The sequence below is a fragment of the Microbulbifer magnicolonia genome, assembly GCF_035117725.1.
Classification (GTDB): Bacteria; Pseudomonadota; Gammaproteobacteria; order Pseudomonadales; family Cellvibrionaceae; genus Microbulbifer; species Microbulbifer magnicolonia.
The window spans coordinates 412,955-435,934 of sequence record NZ_JAYEFD010000001.1 but is presented as its reverse complement, the minus strand read 5'-3'; the positions used below and the strand labels follow the sequence as shown (position 1 = coordinate 435,934).

The following is a 22,980-nucleotide window of genomic DNA, read 5'->3' as shown; positions in this document are numbered from 1 at the left end:
CCTACCCCTCGATTCGACGGTCGCTGTGCAGTGCGTCCACCAGCTTCACCGCCTCCTGCTCCATGGTGACGACGATGGTATCGACGCGGCGCTGGAAATAGCGGTGCGCCATCAGCGCGGGAATCGCGACGGTCAGGCCGGCGGCGGTAGTGATCAGCGCCTGGCTGATGCCACCCGCGAGCACGCCGGCGTTGCCGGTGCCCTCCAGCATAATGGCGGTAAAGACCTGGATCATGCCCAGCACGGTACCCAGTAGGCCGATCAGCGGCGCCACGGCGGCGATGGTGCCGAGGGCGCCGAGGAAGCGCTCCAGCTCGTGCACCACCTGGCTGGCGGTTTCTTCGATGCTGTCCTTCATGACGTCGCGGCCGTGGCGGGAGTTGGAAAGGCCGGAGGCAAAAATACGCCCCAGTGGGCTGGAATCGCGCAACTCCCTGAGTTTCTCCGCGTCGATCTGGTTGTTTTTCAACCAGGACCAGACTTCGCCCAGCAGGGTACGCGGCGCGATGCGGCGTGGATTCAGGGTCCAGAGGCGCTCGACGCAGATGGCGATGACGGCGACGGAACAGAGCAGAATCGGCAGCATCAGCCAGCCGCCGGATTTTATTATCTCTAACACTTTTCTAGATCCCAGACTGCGGAAGGGAGATTGGATGCAGACTCTACCACAGCTGGCCGCGGTGGCTAAGTCTCCACCCGGCGTCTGTTTCATCTGTGTGATCCGCATACCAAAACCGCGGCGCCGAGCGGGCCCTTTTGACTTGGGGGCTGCGGCCGTCCTGCTGCCAGGTAAATTCCAGCGCCCCGCTCTCGGCGGTGTTGAACAGCTCTGCACCGCTGGCTTCGTAGCGGCCCACCACGTCGGGATGCGGGTGGCCAAAGTGGTGGCGGTAACCCGCGCTGAAGACTACATGGCGCGGCTTGGCCCAGTCGAGCAGCGCCCGGGAAGACGAGGTGCGGGAGCCGTGATGTGGGGCGATTAACAGGTCTACCGGTGCAAAATCTGGCAATTTCTGACTCAGCTGCCGCTCCACTCCACTGGAGATATCCCCCGCCAACAGTATCCGCACCCCGCGCCATTGCACCAGGACCACACAACTGTGGTCGTTTTCCTCGCCACTGATGTCCTCCGTCTCGGGCCACACCCAACGCAACCGCAGGTCGCCCAGGGCTTCCTCCTCTCCCGCCAGACAATGGCCGGCATCCCGGCCACTCTGGTCGCGCAACCTCTGCGCCAGCCGGCCCGGCGCGACCAAGTGTCCCAAAGGCAGCGATTCCGCCAAACCGGCGAAGCCCCCGGCGTGGTCCCTGTCCCCGTGGCTGACGACGACCGCATCCAGTGCCGGCATTCCCTCTCCCAGCAGATAGGGCGCGATAATCTGGCTCCCGGCGCTCCAACCGCTCGCGGACAGGGGCCCGGTATCGTAGAGGAGCCGCTGCTGCGGCGTGCGCACGACCACAGCCAAGCCCTGCCCCACATCGAGCACCGCCACCCGCAGGCTCGCCTCGCCGCTGTCCGCCTGGGGCAGAAACGGCAGCAGCGGCGGCAACAGGAACAGCCAGCCCAGGCGGCGCCCCGGCAGCCCGGCCGGGAGCAGCAGCAGTCCGATGGCAACGGTCGCCACAAGAAGGCTCACCCATCCCAATGGCGGCCCGAGTGTCTGCCACGCCGGCAGGGCATCGCGGCCCGCCGCCAGGAAACCGATCAGCAAGTCCAGTTGCCAGGCGCTGAAACCGATAAACCAGCTGCCCGGGAGGGTGCCGACCATCAGCGTCCCCAGCAGCAGTGCCGGCAGCACCAGGATTCCCAGCCAGGGAATGGCGACCAGGTTCAACAGCAGGCCGGCCGGACTGAACCCGGAAAAGAATAATAGAGACGGGAGAAACAATGCGATGGCCACCAGCCACTGGGCGCGCAGAAGGCCGCGGCAATGGTCCAGTAGCGCGAGTGCTGCGCCTGGCCCGGACTCCCCTTTCCGGCTCAACGCGCGCGCACGCCCGGTGAATCCGAGCAGCAGGGCTCCCACGGCCACAAACGACAGCCAGAAGCCAGCGCCGAAGAAGGCCAGTGGCTGTAGCGTCAGCACCAGGGCAAGTGACAGGCTGAAGGCGAAACCGGCGCTGATACGCCGGCGCCACTGCCAGGCGAGCAGCATGATCCAGGTCATCACCAGCGCGCGCCGCGCCGACAGCGGCGCACCGGCGAGCAGCGTATAAACCAGTGCGGCGGCCAGGGCGAAGATCACCGCCAGGGCCCCGGGAGTTGCGCCGGTATAGAGCCCGATGACGCGCCCAAACACGCTGCCGAGGAACAGAAAGAAGCCCGCGACCAGTCCGACATGGAGTCCGGAGATGGCCAGCAGGTGCGCGGTGCCCGTCTCCCGCAGCAGGCGCCGCTCATCGGCACTGATACCGCCGCGATCGCCCAGCAGCAGTGCAGACAACACCGGGCCTCTTTCTGGCGCCAGGGCCAGCAGGCGATCGCGCAGCTCATGGCGCAGCGCGGCCAGACCCGTACCGCTGGCGAGCCACTGCGGCTCCCGGTCCTGCGGGCGCACATAGCCGGTGGCGTAGATGCCGCGCTGCAGCAACCAGCCCTCGTAGTCGAAGCCGTGGGGATTGACGCTGCCCCGAGGGCGCTTCAGGCGCACCGGCAGCATCCAGCGGCTGCCTGCGCGCAGCTGGCCCTGTAGCCGGTCATCGATCCGGTACCAGGTGAGATCCAGCCGTTGTCCGCGCAGCTCCAGACCTGGTGCCAGTGGCTGCGGGGCCCCCAACACGCGCGCCGTGAACCGCAAACTGGTGTTTGCGGCAGCCTCGTCGAAGCCGAATTCCGACCGGCGCATCTCGGGCAGGGACTCGATCTGGACCTCGAGCAGGAAGTCGGTGCCGTGGTGGCTGAGCGGCAGGCGGTTGTCCAGAGCCTCATGATTGTGCCACAGGGCCCAGCTGCCGCCAGCGAGCGCCGCAAGCAGGAGCAGCTGGATCGGGCGTCTTGTCCGCGCGGGCAGCAATCGAGTGGCGGCGAGCAGCGCGACGGCCACCAGCGCCGGCAGGATACCCGCAGGCAAACTGGGCAGGCTGCCAATGGCCATCACGCCCGCGGCGTAAGCCCACAGCATGGCACTGGGAGACAGGTGCGCTGTCCGCGACGCGGCCGTCGATTCCATCAACCTGGTCTCCACTTCCTGTGTTCAGGCTGGAGTTTTGCCAGATTTGCCGGCGCTCTGCAAAGCACTGGCACCCGTACCAGAAACGGTCGCCCAGCCCCCTGCACTGTCATACCTGTATAAACTGGCGCCGACTGGTAACAATTTATTAAGAAAAATGACACCTTTAACATGTTTGTAATATTCGCAGCGCAAAATCCGCACCAACTCGAGGTAAGCCGGGCTTTCGGACAGTAACCGGCCCCTCAGCCAAAACCATAAACTGTGCGAGATTTCCCATGAAAAAGACTGCTCTCTCCCTGGCCATCGCCTCTATGGTTCCGGTGCTGGCCAATGCCCAAGCTGAATCCGAACTGGTCGACCTCTACGGCAAGGCCAATGTGGCTTTCCAGTCCGCCGATGAAGGCGACGGCTCCGTTACCGATATCAAGAGCAACGCCTCCCGGCTCGGTGTGAAAGGCGAACTGCCCCTGGACGATGTTGCCGGCGTTGGCGGCCTCAAGGGTATCTACCAGATGGAATACCAGGTGGATATCGACGGCGAAGCCGAAGAGACCTTCGAGCAGCGCAATATTTTCGCTGGCCTGGAAGGCGGCTTCGGTCAGGTGATCGGCGGCAAGTTCGACACCCCGCTGAAAGTTGCCCAGAACAAGGTCGACCTGTTCAACGACCTGGAAGGTGATATCAAGAGCATCATCACCAAGAGCGACAACCGCGAGTCCAACAACCTGCAGTACACCACCCCGTCCTTCGGCGGCTTCAAGGTGTCCGCGGCGTATATCAGCCATAAGGACGACGAAATCCTCGATGCGGATGGCAACCTGCTCGACACCCGTGACAACGGCACTTCTGTGTCCCTAGCCTACGACAACAACGGCGTCTACCTCGCCTACGCCTACGACCAGGACGTGGAAGCCAACGACTGGGACGTACAGCGTGCGGTAGCCCAGTACAACATCGGCCCGGTTCAGGTGGGCGCGCTGTACGAACAGCAGGAAGTCGCCGACGGTGACACCGAAGACGGCTGGCTGACCTCCGTCGCCTACAAGATCAACCAGTGGACCGCGAAAGCGCAGTACGGCCAGTCCGATATCGTCAAGACCGACGGCGAGACCTACAGCCTGGGCCTGGACTACAAGCTGTCCAGCGCGGCCAAGGTATTCGGTTTCTACACCGATGAAACCGCAGCGGACGACTATGACCGCAGCTACTTCGGTATCGGTACCGAGCTCAAGTTCTGATAGAGCCTGGTTCTGTGTGAACGGAAAGCCCCGGTGTAACAGCCGGGGCTTTTTTCGTTGCGGAAAGTTCGATCGCGGCCAACGGCCGCTCCTACAATGTTGATCTCCTACAACGGTGATCTCCCGCAATGCTGACGTCGTCATGCCGGCGCAGGCCGGCATCCAGTCCGTGGCACCTGGGTTGGCGATGTCAGATGACAAACAGATCCATAAACTCCTGCACCGGAGTCTGCTCAAGCCTTTGTTGATCCTTGCACAGTGTAAAGATCTCCTCGCAGCGTCGAGAGGGGAATCGCGTTGCGAGATTGGCCCGGAATTTCTTTTCCAGTAACGGAATGCCCTCCTCCCTGCGCCGGCGGTGGCCAATCGGGTATTCGACTTCCACCTTTTCCGTTGCACTGCCATCCCTGAAGAACACCTGCACGGCATTGGCGATCGAGCGCTTGTCCGGATCCAGATACTCTTTCGAATAGCGCTTGTCCTCGACGACTTCCATCTTCTGCCGCAACACATCTATTTGCGGGTGCGCTTCGTGAAAACTGTCCTCATAGTTTTCCGCCACCAGGTCGCCAAACAGCAACGGCACCGCCGTCATGTACTGCAGGCAGTGATCGCGATCGGCGGCATTGGCCAGCGGCCCCTCCTTGGAGATGATGCGGATGGCTGATTCGTGCGTGGTGATCACTATCTTGTCGATGTCCTCGATACGATCTTTTACCTGCGGGTGCAGAATCACCGCGGCTTCACAGGCCGTCTGGCTGTGGAATTCCGCCGGAAAGGATATCTTGAACAGGACGTTCTCCATCACGTAACTGCCGTAGCCAGGTGAAGAGCCGCGCTGGAACCTGAACTGGCGGTCCCCCTCCGCTTTTACTTTCTGGTCGGCATTGGTCTTGCTGAATAGCACATCGTAAAAGCCCCACTGCTTCGCCGTCAGCACGCCGGGGATGCCCATCTCCCCGCGCATGGTGATATCGGCGAGTCGCACGCCGCGCGACGTGGCGTCGCCGGCGGCCCAGGATTTGCGCGAGCCCGCATTGGGGGCGTGGCGGTAGGTGCGCAGCGCACTGCCGTCCACCCAGGCCTGTGACAGCGCCGCCATCACCTGCTCGCGGTTGCCGCCCTTCAGCTTGGTAGCGACGGCCGTCGACGCGACGCGCACCAGCAGCACATGGTCGAGACCGACGCGGTTGAAACTGTTCTCCAGCGCTAGCACACCCTGGATCTCGTGGGCCCGGATCATCGCGTCCAGCACGTCGCGCATGGTGAAAGGGCTTTTGCCGCAGGACAGACGCCTTTGAGAAAGGTAATCCGCCACCGCGAGAATGGCACCCAGATTGTCCGAGGGATGGCCCCACTCGGCCGCCAGCCAGGTGTCGTTGTAATCCAGCCAGCGCACGATACAACCGATATCCCAGGCCGCCTTGACCGGGTCCAGGCGGAACTGGGTGCCCGGCACCCGCGCGCCGTTCGGCACCAGTGTCCCCTCGACAATGGGGCCCAGGTGTTTGGTGCATTCGGGAAAACGCAGCGCCAACAGGCCGCAGCCGAGCGTGTCCATCAGGCAGTTGCGCGCCGTATCCCAGGCCTCGTCTGAATCGATCTGGAAATCGAGGACATAGTCGGCGATATCCTGGATCACTTGGTCGTAATCCGGGCGGATATTCAGATCGACGTTGGCACTCATACCCTTGCCTTCCGTATTGGCCAACCACATTGCATCGCGGCTGGCGGCTGCAGTTTTTGAGTTATTGTGAGCATAGATAATTCCGGCGCGGGTACCGGACTCCCATATCCAGCTCCCCCAACCAGGCCTTGCCAGTAAGCCAAAAAGCGCCGAATTTACGGCGTACACCCGACGACCAAAGCTAAGATACGGTTCAGCAGGAGGGAAAATGAAAAATATCTGTGTCTACTGTGGATCCAATACCGGGCGCCGGTCCGAATACCTGCAGGCAGCCGAGGCCCTGGCTGAACAGCTGGTGGCGCGGGATATCGGGCTGGTATACGGCGGGGCCAGCATCGGAATTATGGGCGCGCTGGCCGATGCGGTGCTGGCGGGCGGCGGTCGCGTCACCGGAGTAATCCCGGAGGCGCTGGCGGTGCGGGAAGTGCCACATCGCGGGGTCACCGAGATGTGTGTAGTGAGCTCCATGCACGAGCGCAAGGCGCTGATGGAATCTCGTTCCGACGGATTTATCGCCCTGCCCGGTGGCCTCGGCACGCTGGAAGAACTGTTCGAGATCCTCACCTGGTCGCAGCTGGGGTTCCACCGCAAGCCCTGCGGCCTGCTGGATGTGGCCGGCTACTACCGGCACTTGGCTGCCTTCCTGGACCACTGCGTGGCCGAACAGCTGCTGCAACCAGAGTACCGGGCGATGCTGCTGGAAGCTGACGACCCGGCCCGGCTGCTGGCGCTGATGGAAAACTACCAGGCGCCGGCGATGGACCAGCGGCTGACTCGCGACGAACTCTAGTGCACCTCTAATTGTGCCCCAGCACGACCTGAGGCGCGCAGATGCAGCCACTTTGCGCTCCAGCTCGGGTTTGGACTGAAAGGAGCTTAACTGAAAGGAGCTCTCTAGTTGGAATTTCCACTCCGCCGCGAAGCCGCTTCGCGCCACAACGCGGTTGTCGGCATATCCATTTATCCGGTCACCGCATGATCTAGACTTGCACTGGCCATCATTCGGGCCGATCTCACAGGCGAAGGAATGCCCGATAAACAGGAACGCCCGATGAATAGCAACGTCCGATAAGATAAATAGGAACGCTCGATGAATATCAGCACAGCGAACCGGGCAAGATTGGCATTTGCGCTCGCGGTGCTTCTTGTCCTGGTAGCGGGGGCTATCTGGTATTACCGCACATCCGGCCGCTTTGCGACCTACCAGATTCTCACCGAAGATTCGGTATCCGGGCTGATTGCCGGTGCCCCCGTCGAGTTCCATGGCGTGGATGTAGGAAGGGTAACCGAGGTCGAACTTGTCGGCCCCCGATCCGTTCGTATTCTGCTGGACGTCGAGAAAGACGCGCCCGTCACCAGGGCGACAGTTGCCACCATTACTGCGCGTGGACTCGCCACCCGGGGGTTCACCGGCTATGTCTATATCCTGCTGGAAAACACCGGCACGGAAGAAGGGCCGCTCACCGCCGCTCCCGGCGCCCGCTATCCGCAGATACCCAGCACACCATCCCGCTCGGTGAACCTGGATACCGCGATCAGCCAGGTCAACCAGAACGTGCAACTGCTGACGGAATTGCTGCGCACGCTGCTGGACGACGAAACCATCACATCGTTCAAATATACAGTGGAGAATTTGCAGCAGGTCAGCCGCATGCTGGCTGAGAACCAGGAGAAGCTCGGCTCGATCATCGCGAATACCGAGCAGGCGAGCGGCCGACTCGGACCGCTGCTGGATTCGAGCCACGACACTGTCAAGGCACTGCAGCAGGTCAGCCACATGCTCGCCGGGAACCAGCGGAGACTCAGCGCGATCATCGCGAACACCGAGCAGGCCAGCGGCCGCTTCGCACCACTGCTGGATTCGAGCAGTCAAACTATCAACGCGCTGCAGCTGCAGGTCCTGCCCGAAGCCTATCGGACGATGGCCACCCTGAACCAACTGACCAATTCGATGAGCCGCCTGACAGACAAGATCAATCGCGATCCATCGATCCTCGTGCGTGGCAGCGCCCCTCCGCCTCTCGGACCGGGCGAAACCGAATGAGAGAAAGCGGCTGCGCGAGCGCTCTGTCTCTTACCAAGGTGGCCAAACCTCTTCTGGCCGCAGTCGCCGCGACACTGGTTTCCGGCTGCACGCTGTTTTCCCCAGTGAAAGACGACATGCGGGTGGCAGTGATCGACAAGCTGCCGCTCGAGCTCCCGCAACGGCAACCGCATCCGGCGACGCTGCTGGTGCTGCAACCGGCGATCAATCCGGTTTACGACACCGTCCGCATGGCCTACAGGATCCGGCCGTATCAGATTGACTATTTCAGTCGGCACCAATGGGGCGCATCACCGGCGCAGATGCTGCTGCCGTTGCTCGCGCAGACGCTGGAGAACACCGGCTACTTCGGGGCTGTACTCACACCGCCCTACTTCGGCCCGTACAGTTATGCGCTGCGGACCGAGATCCTCGAGCTCGCGCAGGATTTCACCACCGATCCGGCCACATTAAATTTTTCCCTGCGGGTGCAACTCGTCGAAGGCACATCGAACCGGATCGTCGCCAGCCGGGCCATAGCGCTGCGCGAACCCATGCTGCAGAGAGCGCCTTATGCCGGAGTTGTGGCCGCCAACGATGCCGCCGCGCAGGCCCTGCAGCAGGTAGCCGGATTCGTGCTGGAGAATGTGCAGTAAGCGAGTAGGCTTATTTGCCGGGCAGGATCTTTTTCAGGGTGTTATCCCGGCTGAGGAAATGGTGTCTTAACGCCGCGCCGGCGTGCAGCACAATAAAGCCGATCAATGCATAACCCAGCCACTTGTGCATTTCGATCAATTGCTGGAATCGATACTCATTGTGGGCGATGAGATCCGGCAGCCTGAACCCGAAGACGTACACCGGAATGCCCGCGGCGGAAGACATCAGCCAGCCGCTGATCGGCAGGGCGAACATGAAGCCGTAAAAAGAAAGATGGACAAACCGCGCGGCCACCTTCTGCCAGTCCGGAATTTCTTCGACCAGATCCGGCAGCACGTTGCCAACCCGCCACGCCAGTCTTACCGCGGCCAGACCCAACGCCAGGATACCGTACTCCTTGTGATAGACAATATGCAGGATTTTTTCCTTGTTGAATCCGACATCGGGCAGATCGCTCATGTACAGACCCTGCGCGATAAGTGCAATGAGCAATACCGCCATAAGCCAGTGCAGCGCAATGGCGACGGCGCCATAACGCTGATGCGTATTCATGAGCATTGGCATCGTTCGCACCGGTCGGTCAGAGACTGTTCACGCATAATAGTGCGCCGCGTTTCGCACTTCCTTCTGCAGCAACGCCACTTTGTCTTTTTAGCATACCGCTCAAATTTTGGGCGCAAATCAGTTGTCGGGCAGCTAAAGCAGCCACTAAAAAAGCGAGCCCCGCCTGAGGCTCGCTTTTTAGTTCAACCGAGGCCGGCTTATGGAATAGCCGCGGTTAATGTTGCCACTACAGTTTTACCTTAATATCGGCAATCACCGCATTGGCGGTGTTGCGCGCGGTTTCGATATCGTCGGCCCGCGCCAGGGCGACACCTAATCGGCGCTTGCCGACAACCTCCGGTTTGCCGAACAGGCGCAGCTGGGTATCGGGGCGGGAGAGTGCGGCGCTCAGGTTGCCGAACTGCATCTGGGTGGAACTGCCCTCCACCAACAGTACCGACGAGGCCGAGGCGCGGTGCAGTTCGATATTGGGAATGGGCAGGCCGAGAATGGCGCGGGCGTGCAGCGCGAACTCGGAAAGGTCCTGGGAGATCAGGGTAACCAGGCCGGTATCGTGCGGCCGCGGCGAGACTTCACTGAAGATCACTTCGTCGCCTTTGACAAACAGCTCCACGCCAAACAGGCCACGGCCGCCGAGATTATCGGTCACCGCTTTGGCAATTTCCCGGGCGCGGCTCAGCGCCGCTGCCGACATGGCCTGCGGCTGCCAGGACTCCTGATAATCGCCATCGGCCTGACGGTGACCAATGGGCGCACAGAAGCTGGTGACAATGTTGCCGCTGCCGTCGTTGTGGCGGATTGTCAGCAGGGTGATTTCGTAATCAAAGTCGACAAAGCCCTCGACAATCACTTTGCCTTTGCCGGCGCGACCGCCCTCCTGGGCGTAGGCCCAGGCCTTGTCAATCTGCGCGGCGTCGCGCACCAGACTCTGGCCCTTGCCCGAGGAACTCATAATCGGTTTGACCAGACAGGGAATGCCGATCTCGTCGATAGCTGCTTTGAATTCCGCCTCGCCGGCGGCAAAACGGTAGCGGGACGTGGGCAGTCCCAGGGTTTCGGCCGCCAGGCGGCGGATGCCTTCCCGGTTCATGGTCAGCTGGGTCGCCCTCGCCGTGGGGACAATATTTACCCCCTCCCCTTCCAGCTCGGCCAGGGTGTCGGTGGCGATGGCTTCGATCTCCGGCACCACCAGGTGGGGCTGTTCCTGTTCAATCACCCCGCGCAGGGCATCGCCATCGAGCATATTGATCACGTGGCTGCGGTCGGCCACCTGCATTGCCGGAGCATTGGCATAGCGGTCCACCGCAATGACTTCGCAGCCGAGGCGCTGCAGCTCGATCACGACTTCCTTGCCCAATTCGCCGGCGCCACAGAACAGGACGCGGGTGGCGGTGGAAGAAAACGGAGTGCCCAGGGTAGCCATAGAATTCTTGCCTTATTGTGAATTTTGCGCGAGGGACATCATCAGCGGCCTATTATCCATCCCAAGCCGGTGCCAGGCGCTCGGCCTGCTCTTCACGAACATCATCGATGACGGCCATCAGGTCCCCGACGTCGACGCTGGTCGTGTCATGCTCGAAATACCCGGTAAGGGTGCTGTCCGGGTGCAGTTCACCCGCCTCATAAAGCGCCCAGATTTCCTTGCCGTAATCGGTGGTCAATAGTTCCGGGGCAAAGCGGCCGAAATAGGCGCGCATATTGTTGACATCGCGCTCCAGCATCATGGCGGCGTTGTTGTTGCCGGCTGCATCCACGGCCTGGGGCAAATCGATGATTACCGGGCCGTGGCGGTCCAGCAGCACGTTGAACTCGGAAAGGTCGCCATGTACCAGGCCGGCACACAGCATGCGCACGACGTCGGCCATCACCCGGCCGTGGTAATCGCGGGCCTGTTCCGCGGTCAGTGTGACGTCATCCAGCCGCGGGGCGGCGTAGCCCTCGTCGTCGGCCACCAGCTCCATCAGCAGCACGCCGTCGACGAAGCCGTATGGCTGGGGGACCCGCACGCCGGCCGACGCCAGCCGATACAGGGCATCGACCTCGGCACTCAGCCAGGCCTGTTCCTGCTCTTTCTGGCCGTAGCGGGTCTTCTTCGACATCGCCCGGGCGCGGCGGCTGTTGCGCATCTTGCGGCCTTCCTGGTACTGCACCGCCTGCTTGAAGCTGCGCTGCCTGGCCTCCTTGAAGACCTTGGCACAGCGCAGGGCGTCGCCGCAGCGCACCACATACACCTGGGCTTCCTTGCCGCTCATCAGCTGGGCGATGACCTCGTCGACCATGCCGTCATCGACCAGCGGTTGTAATCTCTTGGGTACTTTCATGGTTCCTGGCAATCAGCCCTCGGCACTTGGTGACGCAGAATACCACGTTGCGCGCGGGGCGATAGGTGGGCAGCGATCGGCACAGCGCCCCGAACCGTGCCGGCTCGGCGCAGCCGCCGGTACTTGGCCGTCTTACCGGTGCGCCAGCGCGTAGTCGATCGCCGCACACACCGCGACTGCCTGCGCGGTATTGCATTGCTCGGGTGTCGCGCGCGGGCTGTCGGGATAGACCTCGGTGGTGGTCTTGTAGGGCGCATTGGTGATGCTGGCACACAGACCGAGCTGCTTCAGCGGGTACTCGATCACGCCCCGCGCGACCACCGGCGAGCCGATGATCTCGCCATTGTCATCCGCCGGGGCGATATGGGTCACCCGCTCCACCGCCGCGATCACCGCCTGCTGGAATCCGGGCTGCGGATTCTCACTGTCGTCGACCAGGTAGAAGCCATCGGGAATCCCGCCCGGCGCGAACGGCTTGCCGTCGCGGGCGGCCAGCGCGGGGCGGAACTCGGTTTCGTCGGTATCGGTGGTCTCGTGCAGGTCGATATGCATCAGTACCCGATCGCGGACGGGCGCCACCAGTCGCAAGAGCGCCGCCGACTCCTCGGCCGGACTGCCCTCGCGGAAGGAGCGGTTCGGGTCGATCGCGTGCGGGCTCCAGCGATGGATGCGCTCGTAGCCCCAGGGGCTGACGCAGGGCGCGACCAGCAGGTTGACGCGGCCTGTGTAATCCGCCGCATTCTGCTCCACGAACTGCAGCGCGCCGTGCACGCCACTGGTTTCATAGCCGTGCACGCCACCCGTCACCAGCACGACGGGCAGATCGTCACTCCAATCGCGGCTGCGGATCGCCAACAGCGGATAGCTTTCAGGGCCATATTCCAGGCGGCCGTACTCCTCCACGTCGAAGCGCGAGCGCAGGCGCTCGATTGCGCTCAATACCTCTGCCTCGTAGCTGCGATGACGGGTCTGTCGCGACAACCACTCGGCGCGCTCCGCGTCGCCCCAGGGCGTGCCGGGGGTACCGATTGGATAGAAGGCGGGGGCGGTGTTCATGGCGCTTGTTCTCCGGTGATGCGCGAGGGAGGTATTCTACACGTCGAACAGGCCCAGCTGGCCATCCACCAGACTGTCAAAATCCAGTTCTATGAAGGGCAATATCGCATCGGCCACCGGCTTGAGCTGCCTGTCGATATAGTGCTGGTAATCCATCGGTGACTGACGGTGATCCACTGGCTCCAGGCCATCGAGGGTGATCACGTAACGAATCCAGCCCTTGTTCTGGTAGCGGGGTGCCAGCCCCTGTTGCTGGCGGAGTTCATCGGCCAGTCGCGCCGCGTGTACTTGGGGTGGCACTTTTTTTACGTATTGCTCCAGCTTGCGCCTGAGTCGCTTGCGATACACCAGCTGCTCGTCCATCTCCCCTGCCCGGGTTTTCTCCACCGTCGCGCGGATATAGTCGGACGGATCTTCACCCTTAAACACCATCCCGTAGAGTTGAGTCTGGAACTGCTTGGCCAGGGCCGTCCAGTCGCTGCGCACGGTTTCAGGCCCTTGAATACCAGCTTCTCCTCGCCTCCTTTCACGACCAGGCCCGCATAGCGTTTCTTGGAGCCGGCCTCCGAGCCGCGAATGGTGGGCATCAAAAAGTGCTAGTAGTGGGTTTCGAATTCCAGCTCCAGTTCGCACTCCAACGCCAGCTCTTGTTTGAGCTTGTGCCGCCAGCGCGTGTTGATCTCGCTGGCCAGGTGATTGCCGATCGCATCCGCCTCTTCAAGGCTGGGTCGGCCGCTCAGCCAGACAAACGTGGAATCGGTATCGCCGTAAATGACCTGGTGACCCAGCTTCCCTTCACCTATTTCCTCGATCCAGCGGGCCGTCTGCTGCATGATCTCGTGACCGCGCAGGGTGATGGAACTGGCCAGGCGCGTATCGTAAAAACGGCAGCCCCCGGAACCCAGTACCCCGTAGAAGGAGTTCATGATGATCTTGATGGCCTGGGAGCGGGCGGCATCCCGCTCCTGCTTGGCGATGTCGCGCTCGGCCCACAGACTGGTAATGATGTCCGGCAGGAAGTGTTTGTCACGGGAGAAGCGCGCACCGCGAAAACCGGGGATGGCATCGTCGTCTTCCAGCCCCTCACCCAGGCCCATAGGATCGATCTTGAAGGTGCGGATAATGCTGGGATAAAGGCTCTTGAAGTCCAGTACCAGCACGTTGTCGTACAGGCCGGGCCGGGAGTCCATCACATAGCCGCCGGGGCTGGCCAGGCCGCCGTCCGCCGGCAGGTTGGGCGCCACATAGCCGCTGCGGTGTAGCCTGGGCAGGTAGAGGTTGGTAAAGGCCGCCACCGAACCGCCGCTGCGGTCGAGCTCCAGGCCGGTGAGCTGGGCCCGCAGGCGCAGGTAATCCAGCAAGCGGGTGTGCTGGAAGATGTCCCACACCAGGCGGCAGTCATCCAGGTTGTAGGCGGCCAGCTTGGGTTTGTTTTGGCGAAAGTCGTGCTCTATCACCGCCAGGCGGTTGTCCACGTCTTCGGTGTCTTTGCCCCGGCCCAGAAGGGTCTGGGCCACGAACTCCAGGCTGAAGCTTTCGAAGTTGTAGGTGGCGCTCTTCAGTCCGTCGATGCCGTCCAGTACCACCCGGCCCGGCAGCGTCACGAATCCCGGGCCGCCTTCCCGGCTATCCCGCCAGCGGGCCTCTGTGCCATCGCGCCCCAGCTTCAGGCGCAGGCCATGGCGCGCGGCCCTTTTCAGCAGCAGCCGAAAATCAAAGTCCACCACGGCCCAGCCGATGATGATGTCCGGGTCCAAGGATGTGATCCTAGCCTCAAGCGCCTGAAGTAGTGCCCGCTCGTCATCCACCCATTGGATGGTGGTGTCCGCACTCTGCGGCTGGCCCACCATCAGCACCTCCTCCACACCATGACCGTAGAGACCAATGGAATACAGCTCACCCTGGCCGGAGCACTCCACGTCCAGGGAAACCACCTTGAAATCCGGCTGCACCTCGGCGCCCTTGAGGCGAACCTTCCGATATTCCGTAAAGCCGTCCTTGGACTGGGCCAGGCCCTCAAAGTAGAGGCCGCCGCGGGCAAAGCGCTCCATCAGGTAGCGGTCGTGGAGACGAAAATCCGCTTCAAACACCTCGATGCCGCGATGTAGCAACAGGGCCTGGGCGCGGCGGTGGGCGTCGATGGTGGGAAAATACAGCATGGCCGCTTCCTCGCGGCCAAAGGTCTGGAAGCCCAGCTGCTGCCAATCGTAGGGTATGCCGGCCAGCGCCTCGGCCACCTGAGTGTGGTCCGCCACCTTCACCATAAAGACCGGGCGCTCACCTTCAATGACCAGCTTGACCGGGCCCTCGGGCGTGGCCAGCCAGTAGTGGATGCAGGTGCTGCCGCGCTGATCAAAGCTGTGGCGGCTGAGGAGGAATCCTTGAGGCAAGAGGCTGTTCTGGGTTGAAGCTGAGGTTGAAGATTTGCGCCATTCTACTGGATAAATCCACAGATATCAGCAATCGCCAGAGCTGGCCGAGAGGGCTCTAGCGAGGCTTGTATTTCTTCAGGTGAAAATATTTTTCAACTCCGCTAGCTCAACCTACAGAGCGCTCATTCCCTTGACCGCGCCGCTAATAATTTAGATCTCCTTGCGAAAACCCAGGCCGTGGCGCCTTGCCCAGGATCCTTCTAAGTATGTGGTTCATCGTCACCGGGTCATTATCAAAGCCTCCGTGACTTCGGCTATCTGTCATCGCTGATGGACTGTAATGAATCTTGACATCACTCATCGGGTATTTTTCATTGAAAGCCCTCATCCCGATTAGCGCCTCTCCCCGTACTTCTTCAAACGCATTGGAAACAAGGAACAGCAGTGACTTCTGATAGATTTTGGCAACGTTGTCGTCTTCCTCTAAGGCAGCTGACAAATTGTAGACACGTGCGTCTTGCACCTTGCCATCCTTAATCAAAGGGCGCAGGGTGTTGTGATATAAATCGTACGTCGCTGCAGGAGCAAGCAATGAACAGCTGGACACCGTTTTTACTATCTTGTCCTCAAACAATCGCTGCAAAAGATTTGCCTGTAGAATTGCGCCAGTGCTGTGTCCAGCGACATGCAGGCTTTTGCCTTTCAAGTCGGCCATTGTCGCCCCGATCTGTTGCAGTACCTTCGAGCCGTCGCTGCCCTTATTTTCGAAAGGTTTCGTCGCACCACGCTTCATCTCCCTCCAGATCGCACGCCCCGGAAAGCGTGCCATGTTCTCGATTCTGCGGTCAAACCAGTCCGAAATACCCCCTGCAATCTTGTCTGCCCTGGAAAATTTTCCAAAAAGTACATCTTTCATTTCTTCCATCAGACCAGTGTCATACATAAAGTGGAATGGATAAATACGATTTTCCAGAAAGACACCCTTCATCGCTGCAATACGCCGCGCTGATGCCTTGATATCGTTGAGCCCGCCATGGGCATACAACAGTACATGATCAAATTCATCCTTGATGCACCGCATATGCTCAATCACTGCACGTACATGCTCTTCATTGCTCCAGTATTTTCCGTGGTTATGGAACCGACCATCATCGAGATGAACGAAGTGTTTCCAGATTTCGTTCCGCCCCGGGGCGCTTTTTGTGGCAATATTGGCAGAAGACGAATTACCACTGCGCCGCAACTGATCAAAGATCTGTGGGGTAGGCAACGCAATTTGCACGACCCATGCATCATAGACTGTCGCCAACCAGTCCTCATATAACCAAAGCGCAATGCCATTGTTTCCCCACTCATGCCCCCAGGAATTTTGCACCCAAAATCCATCCTCGTTGTACCCAACAATTGCAAACGCATGCCCTCCTACCTCTTTCTTGCCTGGAGGAATTACGCACTCGCCGGCTTGGTTTTTTTTCATGGAAAACCAGCCTTTGTGGATATTGGCAGAGACGTAAACAATACCGCTCTCTATAATGGCATAATGCATTTCTGTGATATCTGGCCTGATACGCTAGTATGCGCCGATCGTTCTAGATTTTGCGTCTTCTAACTGGTCGTAATTCGGAGAATCGCCATTGTCTTTGTCGTATAGATCCGCATTACAAACACCGGTATTCAACCATCCCTTAATGGCACCGCGACAGCTCGAGCCTTCATAATCTTCACCGACCCATTCATCATAGCGACGCGCCATGTGGTATAGCATCCATGGGCTTACTCGCGCATCTTTGTTCTGCAGCTGGTAAAGGCGGTTAATCACAGCCGCCAACCCAAATCCTGTACAAGCACCATCCGGCCCCTGATCCAATATCACCAAATCATGAGGAGGGGCCTTTTCAGGCTGTAATGGAAATAGCCGGGGTTCGTAATAGCGATCGCGCAAATCTGGCGCGTCTGCGACAACATTAAATTGGTCTTGTTCGTTTTCACTCATAAGGAAATTCCACGGTCGGAAAAATGTATAATTAGTTCGCAAGTACCAATACGAAGAGACACCCCAAATTCATCGATAAAAAGCCAGATGCCCAACCCACCGGATAACGCTATTAAAATGACAGTGTTGGCCATACTGGAATAAGACTTGGGAAATATGTGCAAAGTACAATATGTATTCTCTGCGTAGAGCTTCAGCAACGTTCCCCCAGCATCCTTATAGTTCAACTATCCAATACAGAATTCATTGCTGACCAGTAAGAAATCAACAATATTCTCTCTTTGCTCGACACTTAAATACTTTCGTTTTAAGACTTTTATTACTCTCGATTAAATATTTGCGCATTCCGCAAGGAAGAAAGTGACGAAGTAGGTTTTTAATTCACATGTTTTTATACCTCCAACAAGAAGCAGCTGTGAAACCAATGCGATAGATTCGACGACAAAAGTTACGCTGAACTCGATATGTTTTGGGAAAAGGCTCTGCCAGGTAACGTTCATGGCGACAAGAATCCCCTTCCCGCACCTCACTGCCACGAATTGGCGACAGGGTCTGCACACGGCGGTGGGCGTCGATGGAGAGAAAATACAGCACGGCCGCTTCCTCGCGGCAAAAGATCTAGAAGCCCAGCTGCTGCCAATCGTATGGGGCGCCGACCAGCTCTGCCACCTGACTGCGGTCTGCCGTCGTCACCGCCCTTGAGACGACGACGCCTCGGCGGGTGGGTGCGACTCATTAGCTTCACTACTTACCCGATTGGTAACAAATAGCACGCGCTCTTTGATGTGAATCGTGATCGGCCCCTGCCCGTCAAGCGTATGCAGGAACGCATTCCGGACCAAATTATTCACCGCGATAGAAAAAGCCTGTGAATGGCCGCAGGCAATGGGTTTGGATAGATCATCGATTTCAACGTCGATTAAGTCGATTTCCACATCGACAATCTTGCCATTCAACAAGTGGCGATACTGATCTATTGCCTGAATCACCAACGGCATCACTGAAAGGTGATGGGCGCCGTTCAAGTGGATAAATACACGGACGTCCCGTGAAGAAAGCCGCTAAGCTGGACGCTGCCAGAGGCTGCCAGGCCTTTGCGCCGGCCTGTACCAGCGTGATGCCACCGCCTGAGCGAGTCCCTGACCCAGCAAGCACGCCTTGTCCACCTGGCCGGTCGAGATACGCGAGTCCCAGGCCCGAGCACCGTGCGCTTTCACCTTGATCCCGATTTCCCGATAGACGCCGCGGGCGGTCGCGATGGCCCAGGCACAGCGAGGCGTCAAGGCCGTCAATCCGCCATGTGCGGAGTCATAGTAGGGTTCCGCCACATCGATCAGTTGTCGGGCCAGACCTGCCAGGGCCTCACGATGCTGTGGCGCGGTTATCTCCTGGCGTGGAATGCCGGCTTCCTCCAGCCACTGTTCCGGCAGATAGCAGCGACCGATCTGTGCATCCTCGATGATGTCCCGGGCGATATTGGTCAGCTGAAAGGCCAGCCCCAGGTCGCAAGCACGATCCAGGGTCGCCTCATCCTTCGCGCCCATGATCCAGGCCATCATGATGCCCACCACGCCGGCCACGTGATAGCAGTAGGTCATGGTATCGTCGAGGGTGACATAGCGCCGCTGTGCCACGTCCATGGCGAAGCCGTCCATGTGGGCCAGGGGATAGCGCTCGGGAATCCTGTGGCCGAGCGCGACCTCCTGAAAGGCGGCGAAGGCCGGGCTCTGCATGGGCTCCCCCGCATAGGCGCGACGCGTCAAGTGTCGCAGCTCGTTCAGGCGCGTCTCGTTGCTTTCGCCCCCAGTTTCCTGAGTTTCCTGAGTTTCCTGAGTTTCCTGAGTTTCCTGAGTTTCCTGAGCACGAAAGCCCAGCTGCTGGCCGTCGATCACGTCGTCGCAGTGGCGGCACCAGGCGTAAAGCATCATGACGCTGCGCCGAGTGGCCGGATCGAACAGCCTGGCAGCGGTGGCGAAACTCTTGGAGCCCGCGGCGATCGTCTGCGCGGCGTGCTGTCCCAGCTTATCCGTCATCGAGTCGCTCCAGCATCAGGCCCGCGGTGGCCTTGGCGGAACCGATCACTCCGGGCACCCCGGCGCCGGGATGGGTGCCGGCCCCCACCAGATAGAAGTTGTCGATCCTGGCGTCCCGGTTGTGGGGCCGGAACCAGGCGCTCTGGGTGAGAGTCGGCTCCAGGGAGAAGGCGGAACCCAGGTGGGCGTTGAGCTCCTCGCGAAAATCCAGGGGTGTGAAGTGCCGACAGGTCACCAGGTGCTCCCGAAGCCCGGGAATATAGTGACGCTCGAGATAGTCGAAGATGCGGTCGCGGTATATCGGACCCTGGGTTTCCCAGTCAATGTTCGCCTTGCCCAGGTGCGGCACCGGCGCCAGGACATAGTGCGCGCTACAGCCTTCCGGTGCCAGGCTCGGATCGGTGACGCAGGGGGAGTGCAGATAGAGGGAGAAATCCTCCGCCAGGGTGTTCGCGTTGAAGATCTCTTCGATCAATTCCCTGTAGCGGGGGCCGAAGCACACCGTATGGTGCTCCAGGCCTTGCGGTGGCCTGTCCAGGCCGAAATAGATCACGAACAGCGACATGCTGAAGCGCTTGCGGCCCAGGGCCCTGCCTTGGCGGGCGCCGCGGGAATGCCCGCTCAACAGCCTGCTGTAGGTATGCATCACGTCCGCGTTGGAGGCCAGTGCATCCGTCGGAACATGTCGGCCATCCGTCAGGGTAACGCCGTTCACCCGATCCCCCGCGGTCTCGATGCGTGCCACTTCCGCGTTCAGTTCGAGGGTGCCGCCGAGGTCCTCGAACAACTGGACCAGGCCCTGCACCAGGGCGCCGGTGCCGCCCCGCGGAAACCATACGCCCCACTCCCGCTCCAGGGCGTGGATCAGTGTATAGATCGAGGAGGTGGCGAAAGGGTTGCCCCCAACCAGCAGCGAATGAAAGGAAAAGGCCTGGCGCAGGTGCGGGTCCTCAATGAATTTCGAAACCATGGAGTAGACGCTGCGCCAGGCCTGAAGCCGCGCCAGCTGCGGCCCGGCGGCGAGCATGTCGCGAAAAGTGAGAAAGGGCACGGCGCCGAGCTTGCGATAGCCCTCCTCGAACACCGCCTTCGAGTAGTTCAGGAAGTGTCGATAACCCTCCACGTCCCGGGGATTGCGCTCGGCGATCTGTCGATCCAGGGTGACCTGATCGTTGACGTAGTCGAAGGCCGGGGCATCTTCCCAGCAGAGACGGTAGAAAGGCGTGACCGGCAGCAGTTCGACATAATCCGCCAGCTGCTTGCCCGCCAGCCGAAACAGCTCTTCCACGGCCGAGGGATCGGTAATCACCGTGGGACCGGCATCGAAGGTGAACCCCTGATCCTCATACACATAAGCGCGGCCACCGGGCTTGTCGCGCTTTTCCAGCAGAGTGGTCTGGTAGCCGCCGGCCTGCAGGCGAATCGCCAGGGCCAGGCCGCCGAAGCCGGCGCCGATCACCAGGGCACGTTGGGGTCGGGGTCGAGGTGGTGTCATGAGCGTATTCCGAAGGAGGTGGATGCGATCTTTTGCGGTGAATTCAGCCGCACCGCCTTGATCGCTTCGCCAAGTGGCACCGGCGGCTTGCCTATCAAGATGCGCGCCTTGTCGGCCCAGGTCAGGCGTCCGGCGTAGAAGCGTTCGATCAGCGGTTCCGACAGGCCGTAGAAGCGCTGCATGACCTGCCAGCGCCGCTCCGGGCGGCCAGCCAGGAACAGCATGCGATTGAGCAGGCGAAAGTAGCCCTGGCGCCGCCATTCACGAGCGGCGAAGGCATGGATGGCCTGGAACAGCGACGCCGCATCGAGATTTCCAAGCTCGGCGATACACTCCGCCAGACCCATCGCCTGAGGCAGGGAGTAGCCGGTGGTGGGGTGGAACAGCCCTGCGCGCAGGCCGCTTCGCGGCTGACCCTGGGCGTTCCGCCAGAAGGCGTCGAAATCGCCCGCCAGGGTGATCGGCAGCACACCGCTCTCCTCCCGCAGGGTTTCGACAATCTGCCAATTGCGATCCCGCGCATAGGCGTTTATGTGCTCTCGCAGTCGGGCCGCGTCTGCCTCCGGGCGGTTCACATAGTGGGTATCCTCGATTAGCAGGGTGTCGTGGCTGAAGGGCAGCAGGTAGACGAACCGGTAGCCGTCCTGCTGCGGCACGCTGGCGTCCATGAGAATCGGTTCTTCCAGGCCGTGGGGCCTGTCCAGGCGCACTTCCCGCCCGAGAAATGCCTGATAGCCCAGGGTCAGATGCGTGCTGTCGGCGGGACCCCGGCCGTCGATCACCGCGTTCGCGTGCAGCACCCGGCCATCCTCGAGTTCCACGCGGTTTTGGGAAAGGCGGGCCACGCGCGTGTCGACCCACAGCCTGTCGCCCAGGGCCTCTACAAGAACGCGGGCGAAATCCCGGGAAAAGATGCTGGCATAGCCTCCGTTCAACAGGCGCTCGCGGTGCGGGAAAATCACCCGGTGCCGCGCCCAGCGACGGCCCACCAGGGGCGACAGCCAGGCATGTTGGGCTTCGGAGAGATCGCCATCGTGAAACGACCAGGTGTGATGACCACCGGGGCGACTTTCGCTTTCCAACATCAGCAGGCGCAACCCTGGCTGCGCCTGTGTCAGGCGCAGGGCGATCAGGCCGTTGGCCAGGCCGCCCCCCACCAGTATCAGGTCATGGTCCGGCGCGTTCACGAGTAATACCCCGTAGCCAGCAACCGGCACGGCAGCACCGGGGCGATGACGGCGATATACCTAGTCATGGGGCTCTTCCAGAGGGACGCCGCGATCATCCAGCAGCACCGCCGCACGCAAGGCATGCAGATCGGCGCTGCCGGTACAAAAACAGGCGATACGCAGCTGCTGGATGACCACCTCGAAGTGCTCGATCACCGCCTGACTGGATTCGGTGGCACTCTCGAGCACTGCCGCGGCCTGGCCCACCAGGTCCGCGCCCAGGCGTATTGCCTTGGCGGCATCCACCCCATCGCGAATGCCGCCGGAAGCAATCAGCGGCGTCTCCGGCAGGGTCTGGCGCACCGCCCGAATGGCCTGGGCGGTGGGGGTGCCCCAGCCGGCGAAGGCCATGGCGACCCGGCGCTGAGTCTCGCCTGACGCGCGTTCCGCCTCCACCGCTGCCCAGCTGGTGCCGCCGGCGCCGGCCACATCGATCATCGCCACCCCCTCTTCCACCAGCGCCCGAGCCACATCGGGAGAGATACCCGCACCTACTTCCTTGACCACCACCGGCACCTCGAGCGACGTGACCAGCGTGCCGATGGCGTGAAGCACGCCACGCCAGTCCCGGTCGCCGCCCTCTTGCACCGCCTCCTGCAGGGGGTTGAGATGGACGATCAATGCATCCGCCTCAATCATCTCCACCGCCCGGCGCGCCCAGTCGATCCCCTGGGGCTCCCGTAGCTGACCTGCGCCGATATTGCCAAGCAGGGGGATATTCGGGGCGATGCGTCGCAATTGCTTAGTCAGGCCATGATCGCTGCCAGACTGCAGGGCGACTCGCTGGGAACCGATGGCCAGGGCAATACCCAGGTGTTGGGCGGCCTCTGCCAGGTGATGATTGATCGTTTTGGCCCGCTCAGCACCGCCGGTCATGGAACTGATCAACAGCGGCGCGTTCACTGGTTTATGGAAAAGTCGTGTGCTCAGATCGATATCGTCCAGGTGCAACTCTGGCAAGGCGCAATGGGCGAAGCGATAGTCGGCGAATCCCGTAAGGGTCGAAGTGTTTGCCCGACGAGCATCCAGCACGATGTCGAGATGATCATTCTTGCGTTTCACCAAATCGTCATCGGTCATGTCGCGCTCTCGCTGGGAATACATTGGATTGCCTTTGTTTATGGTTAATATCGAAAGAG

The 22,980-nt window shown here is 60.9% G+C and carries 21 protein-coding genes; 5 read left to right on the top strand and 16 right to left on the bottom strand.

The features are described 5' to 3' along the window. Window position 1: 1 nt before the first annotated feature. Both RRF64_RS01925 and RRF64_RS01920 read right to left on the bottom strand, forming a co-directional pair. The gene (locus tag RRF64_RS01925) at window positions 2-619 is read right to left on the bottom strand and encodes a MotA/TolQ/ExbB proton channel family protein (RefSeq protein WP_323844133.1); all 618 of its coding nucleotides are present in this window, start codon (window positions 617-619) and stop codon (window positions 2-4) included. Between the two features lie 43 nt (window positions 620-662). Further along, window positions 663-3,170 (bottom strand): DNA internalization-related competence protein ComEC/Rec2, encoded by a 2,508-nt coding sequence (locus RRF64_RS01920; RefSeq protein WP_323844132.1) that lies wholly within the window; start codon window positions 3,168-3,170, stop codon window positions 663-665. Window positions 3,171-3,448: 278 nt separating this feature from the next. Here RRF64_RS01920 and RRF64_RS01915 point away from each other — a divergent pair, with 278 nt between their 5' ends. After that, window positions 3,449-4,411 carry a porin gene (locus RRF64_RS01915; RefSeq protein WP_323844131.1) on the top strand — a complete coding sequence of 321 codons (963 nt, stop codon included), beginning with the start codon at window positions 3,449-3,451 and terminating at the stop codon, window positions 4,409-4,411. A 190-nt stretch (window positions 4,412-4,601) separates the two neighbouring features. Here the strand turns inward: RRF64_RS01915 and RRF64_RS01910 are convergent, their stop codons facing one another. Further along, a complete protein-coding gene (locus tag RRF64_RS01910; protein WP_323844130.1) occupies window positions 4,602-6,098 on the bottom strand; it encodes a bifunctional 2-methylcitrate dehydratase/aconitate hydratase in 1,497 nt (498 codons plus the stop codon). A 208-nt stretch (window positions 6,099-6,306) separates the two neighbouring features. Here RRF64_RS01910 and RRF64_RS01905 point away from each other — a divergent pair, with 208 nt between their 5' ends. From RRF64_RS01905 to RRF64_RS01895, 3 genes are all read left to right on the top strand, one after another. Beyond that, entirely contained in the window at window positions 6,307-6,888 is a 582-nt protein-coding gene (locus tag RRF64_RS01905) for an LOG family protein (protein ID WP_323844129.1), read from the top strand. A 300-nt stretch (window positions 6,889-7,188) separates the two neighbouring features. Continuing rightward, window positions 7,189-8,142 carry an MlaD family protein gene (locus RRF64_RS01900; RefSeq protein WP_323844128.1) on the top strand — a complete coding sequence of 318 codons (954 nt, stop codon included), beginning with the start codon at window positions 7,189-7,191 and terminating at the stop codon, window positions 8,140-8,142. Continuing rightward, entirely contained in the window at window positions 8,139-8,777 is a 639-nt protein-coding gene (locus RRF64_RS01895) for an ABC-type transport auxiliary lipoprotein family protein (protein WP_323844127.1), read from the top strand. Before RRF64_RS01900 ends, RRF64_RS01895 begins: the two co-directional genes overlap by 4 nt. Window positions 8,778-8,787: 10 nt before the next feature. Here RRF64_RS01895 and RRF64_RS01890 read toward each other — a convergent pair whose 3' ends face one another. The 8 genes from RRF64_RS01890 to RRF64_RS01855 form a co-directional block, all read right to left on the bottom strand. Next, window positions 8,788-9,336 carry a cytochrome b gene (locus RRF64_RS01890; RefSeq protein ID WP_323844126.1) on the bottom strand — a complete coding sequence of 183 codons (549 nt, stop codon included), beginning with the start codon at window positions 9,334-9,336 and terminating at the stop codon, window positions 8,788-8,790. Window positions 9,337-9,568: 232 nt separating this feature from the next. Then, complete coding sequence (gene purT / locus RRF64_RS01885) at window positions 9,569-10,765, bottom strand: formate-dependent phosphoribosylglycinamide formyltransferase (protein ID WP_323844125.1); 1,197 nt, start codon at window positions 10,763-10,765, stop codon at window positions 9,569-9,571. Between the two features lie 52 nt (window positions 10,766-10,817). After that, window positions 10,818-11,663: a PA4780 family RIO1-like protein kinase gene (locus tag RRF64_RS01880; protein ID WP_323844124.1), complete on the bottom strand. Its 846-nt coding sequence runs from the start codon at window positions 11,661-11,663 to the stop codon at window positions 10,818-10,820. A 132-nt stretch (window positions 11,664-11,795) separates the two neighbouring features. Continuing rightward, a complete protein-coding gene (locus RRF64_RS01875; protein ID WP_323844123.1) occupies window positions 11,796-12,719 on the bottom strand; it encodes a M14 family metallopeptidase in 924 nt (307 codons plus the stop codon). 36 nt (window positions 12,720-12,755) lie between these two features. Further along, window positions 12,756-13,205: a hypothetical protein gene (locus RRF64_RS01870; protein WP_323844122.1), complete on the bottom strand. Its 450-nt coding sequence runs from the start codon at window positions 13,203-13,205 to the stop codon at window positions 12,756-12,758. Window positions 13,206-13,315: 110 nt separating this feature from the next. Beyond that, window positions 13,316-15,109 carry a DNA polymerase II gene (locus RRF64_RS01865; protein WP_323844121.1) on the bottom strand — a complete coding sequence of 598 codons (1,794 nt, stop codon included), beginning with the start codon at window positions 15,107-15,109 and terminating at the stop codon, window positions 13,316-13,318. 184 nt (window positions 15,110-15,293) lie between these two features. After that, window positions 15,294-16,637, bottom strand: a complete 1,344-nt coding sequence (locus RRF64_RS01860) for a hypothetical protein (RefSeq protein ID WP_323844120.1) — start codon at window positions 16,635-16,637, stop codon at window positions 15,294-15,296. Between the two features lie 24 nt (window positions 16,638-16,661). Then, window positions 16,662-17,084: a hypothetical protein gene (locus RRF64_RS01855; protein ID WP_323844119.1), complete on the bottom strand. Its 423-nt coding sequence runs from the start codon at window positions 17,082-17,084 to the stop codon at window positions 16,662-16,664. A 498-nt stretch (window positions 17,085-17,582) separates the two neighbouring features. On the opposite strand from RRF64_RS01855, the gene RRF64_RS01850 reads away from it, so the two are divergent. Next, the gene (locus RRF64_RS01850) at window positions 17,583-17,786 is read left to right on the top strand and encodes a hypothetical protein (RefSeq protein ID WP_323844118.1); all 204 of its coding nucleotides are present in this window, start codon (window positions 17,583-17,585) and stop codon (window positions 17,784-17,786) included. On the opposite strand, the gene RRF64_RS01845 is transcribed toward RRF64_RS01850, so the two are convergent. From RRF64_RS01845 to fni, 5 genes are read right to left on the bottom strand one after another with little or no spacing between them, the layout of a single operon-like run. Beyond that, window positions 17,774-18,109 carry an ATP-binding protein gene (locus tag RRF64_RS01845; RefSeq protein ID WP_323844117.1) on the bottom strand — a complete coding sequence of 112 codons (336 nt, stop codon included), beginning with the start codon at window positions 18,107-18,109 and terminating at the stop codon, window positions 17,774-17,776. The two genes, RRF64_RS01850 and RRF64_RS01845, sit on opposite strands and share 13 nt — an antisense overlap. Window positions 18,110-18,145: 36 nt before the next feature. Continuing rightward, complete coding sequence (gene crtB / locus RRF64_RS01840) at window positions 18,146-19,117, bottom strand: 15-cis-phytoene synthase CrtB (RefSeq protein WP_323844116.1); 972 nt, start codon at window positions 19,115-19,117, stop codon at window positions 18,146-18,148. Beyond that, complete coding sequence (locus tag RRF64_RS01835; protein WP_323844115.1) at window positions 19,107-20,612, bottom strand: phytoene desaturase; 1,506 nt, start codon at window positions 20,610-20,612, stop codon at window positions 19,107-19,109. The genes crtB and RRF64_RS01835 overlap by 11 nt, the downstream gene beginning before the upstream one ends. Further along, on the bottom strand, window positions 20,609-21,799 hold the full coding sequence (crtY, locus tag RRF64_RS01830) for a lycopene beta-cyclase CrtY (RefSeq protein WP_323844114.1): 1,191 nt from the start codon (window positions 21,797-21,799) through the stop codon (window positions 20,609-20,611). The genes RRF64_RS01835 and crtY overlap by 4 nt, the downstream gene beginning before the upstream one ends. A 60-nt stretch (window positions 21,800-21,859) precedes the next feature. Beyond that, window positions 21,860-22,945 carry a type 2 isopentenyl-diphosphate Delta-isomerase gene (gene fni, locus RRF64_RS01825; protein WP_323844113.1) on the bottom strand — a complete coding sequence of 362 codons (1,086 nt, stop codon included), beginning with the start codon at window positions 22,943-22,945 and terminating at the stop codon, window positions 21,860-21,862. Window positions 22,946-22,980 lie beyond the last annotated feature (35 nt).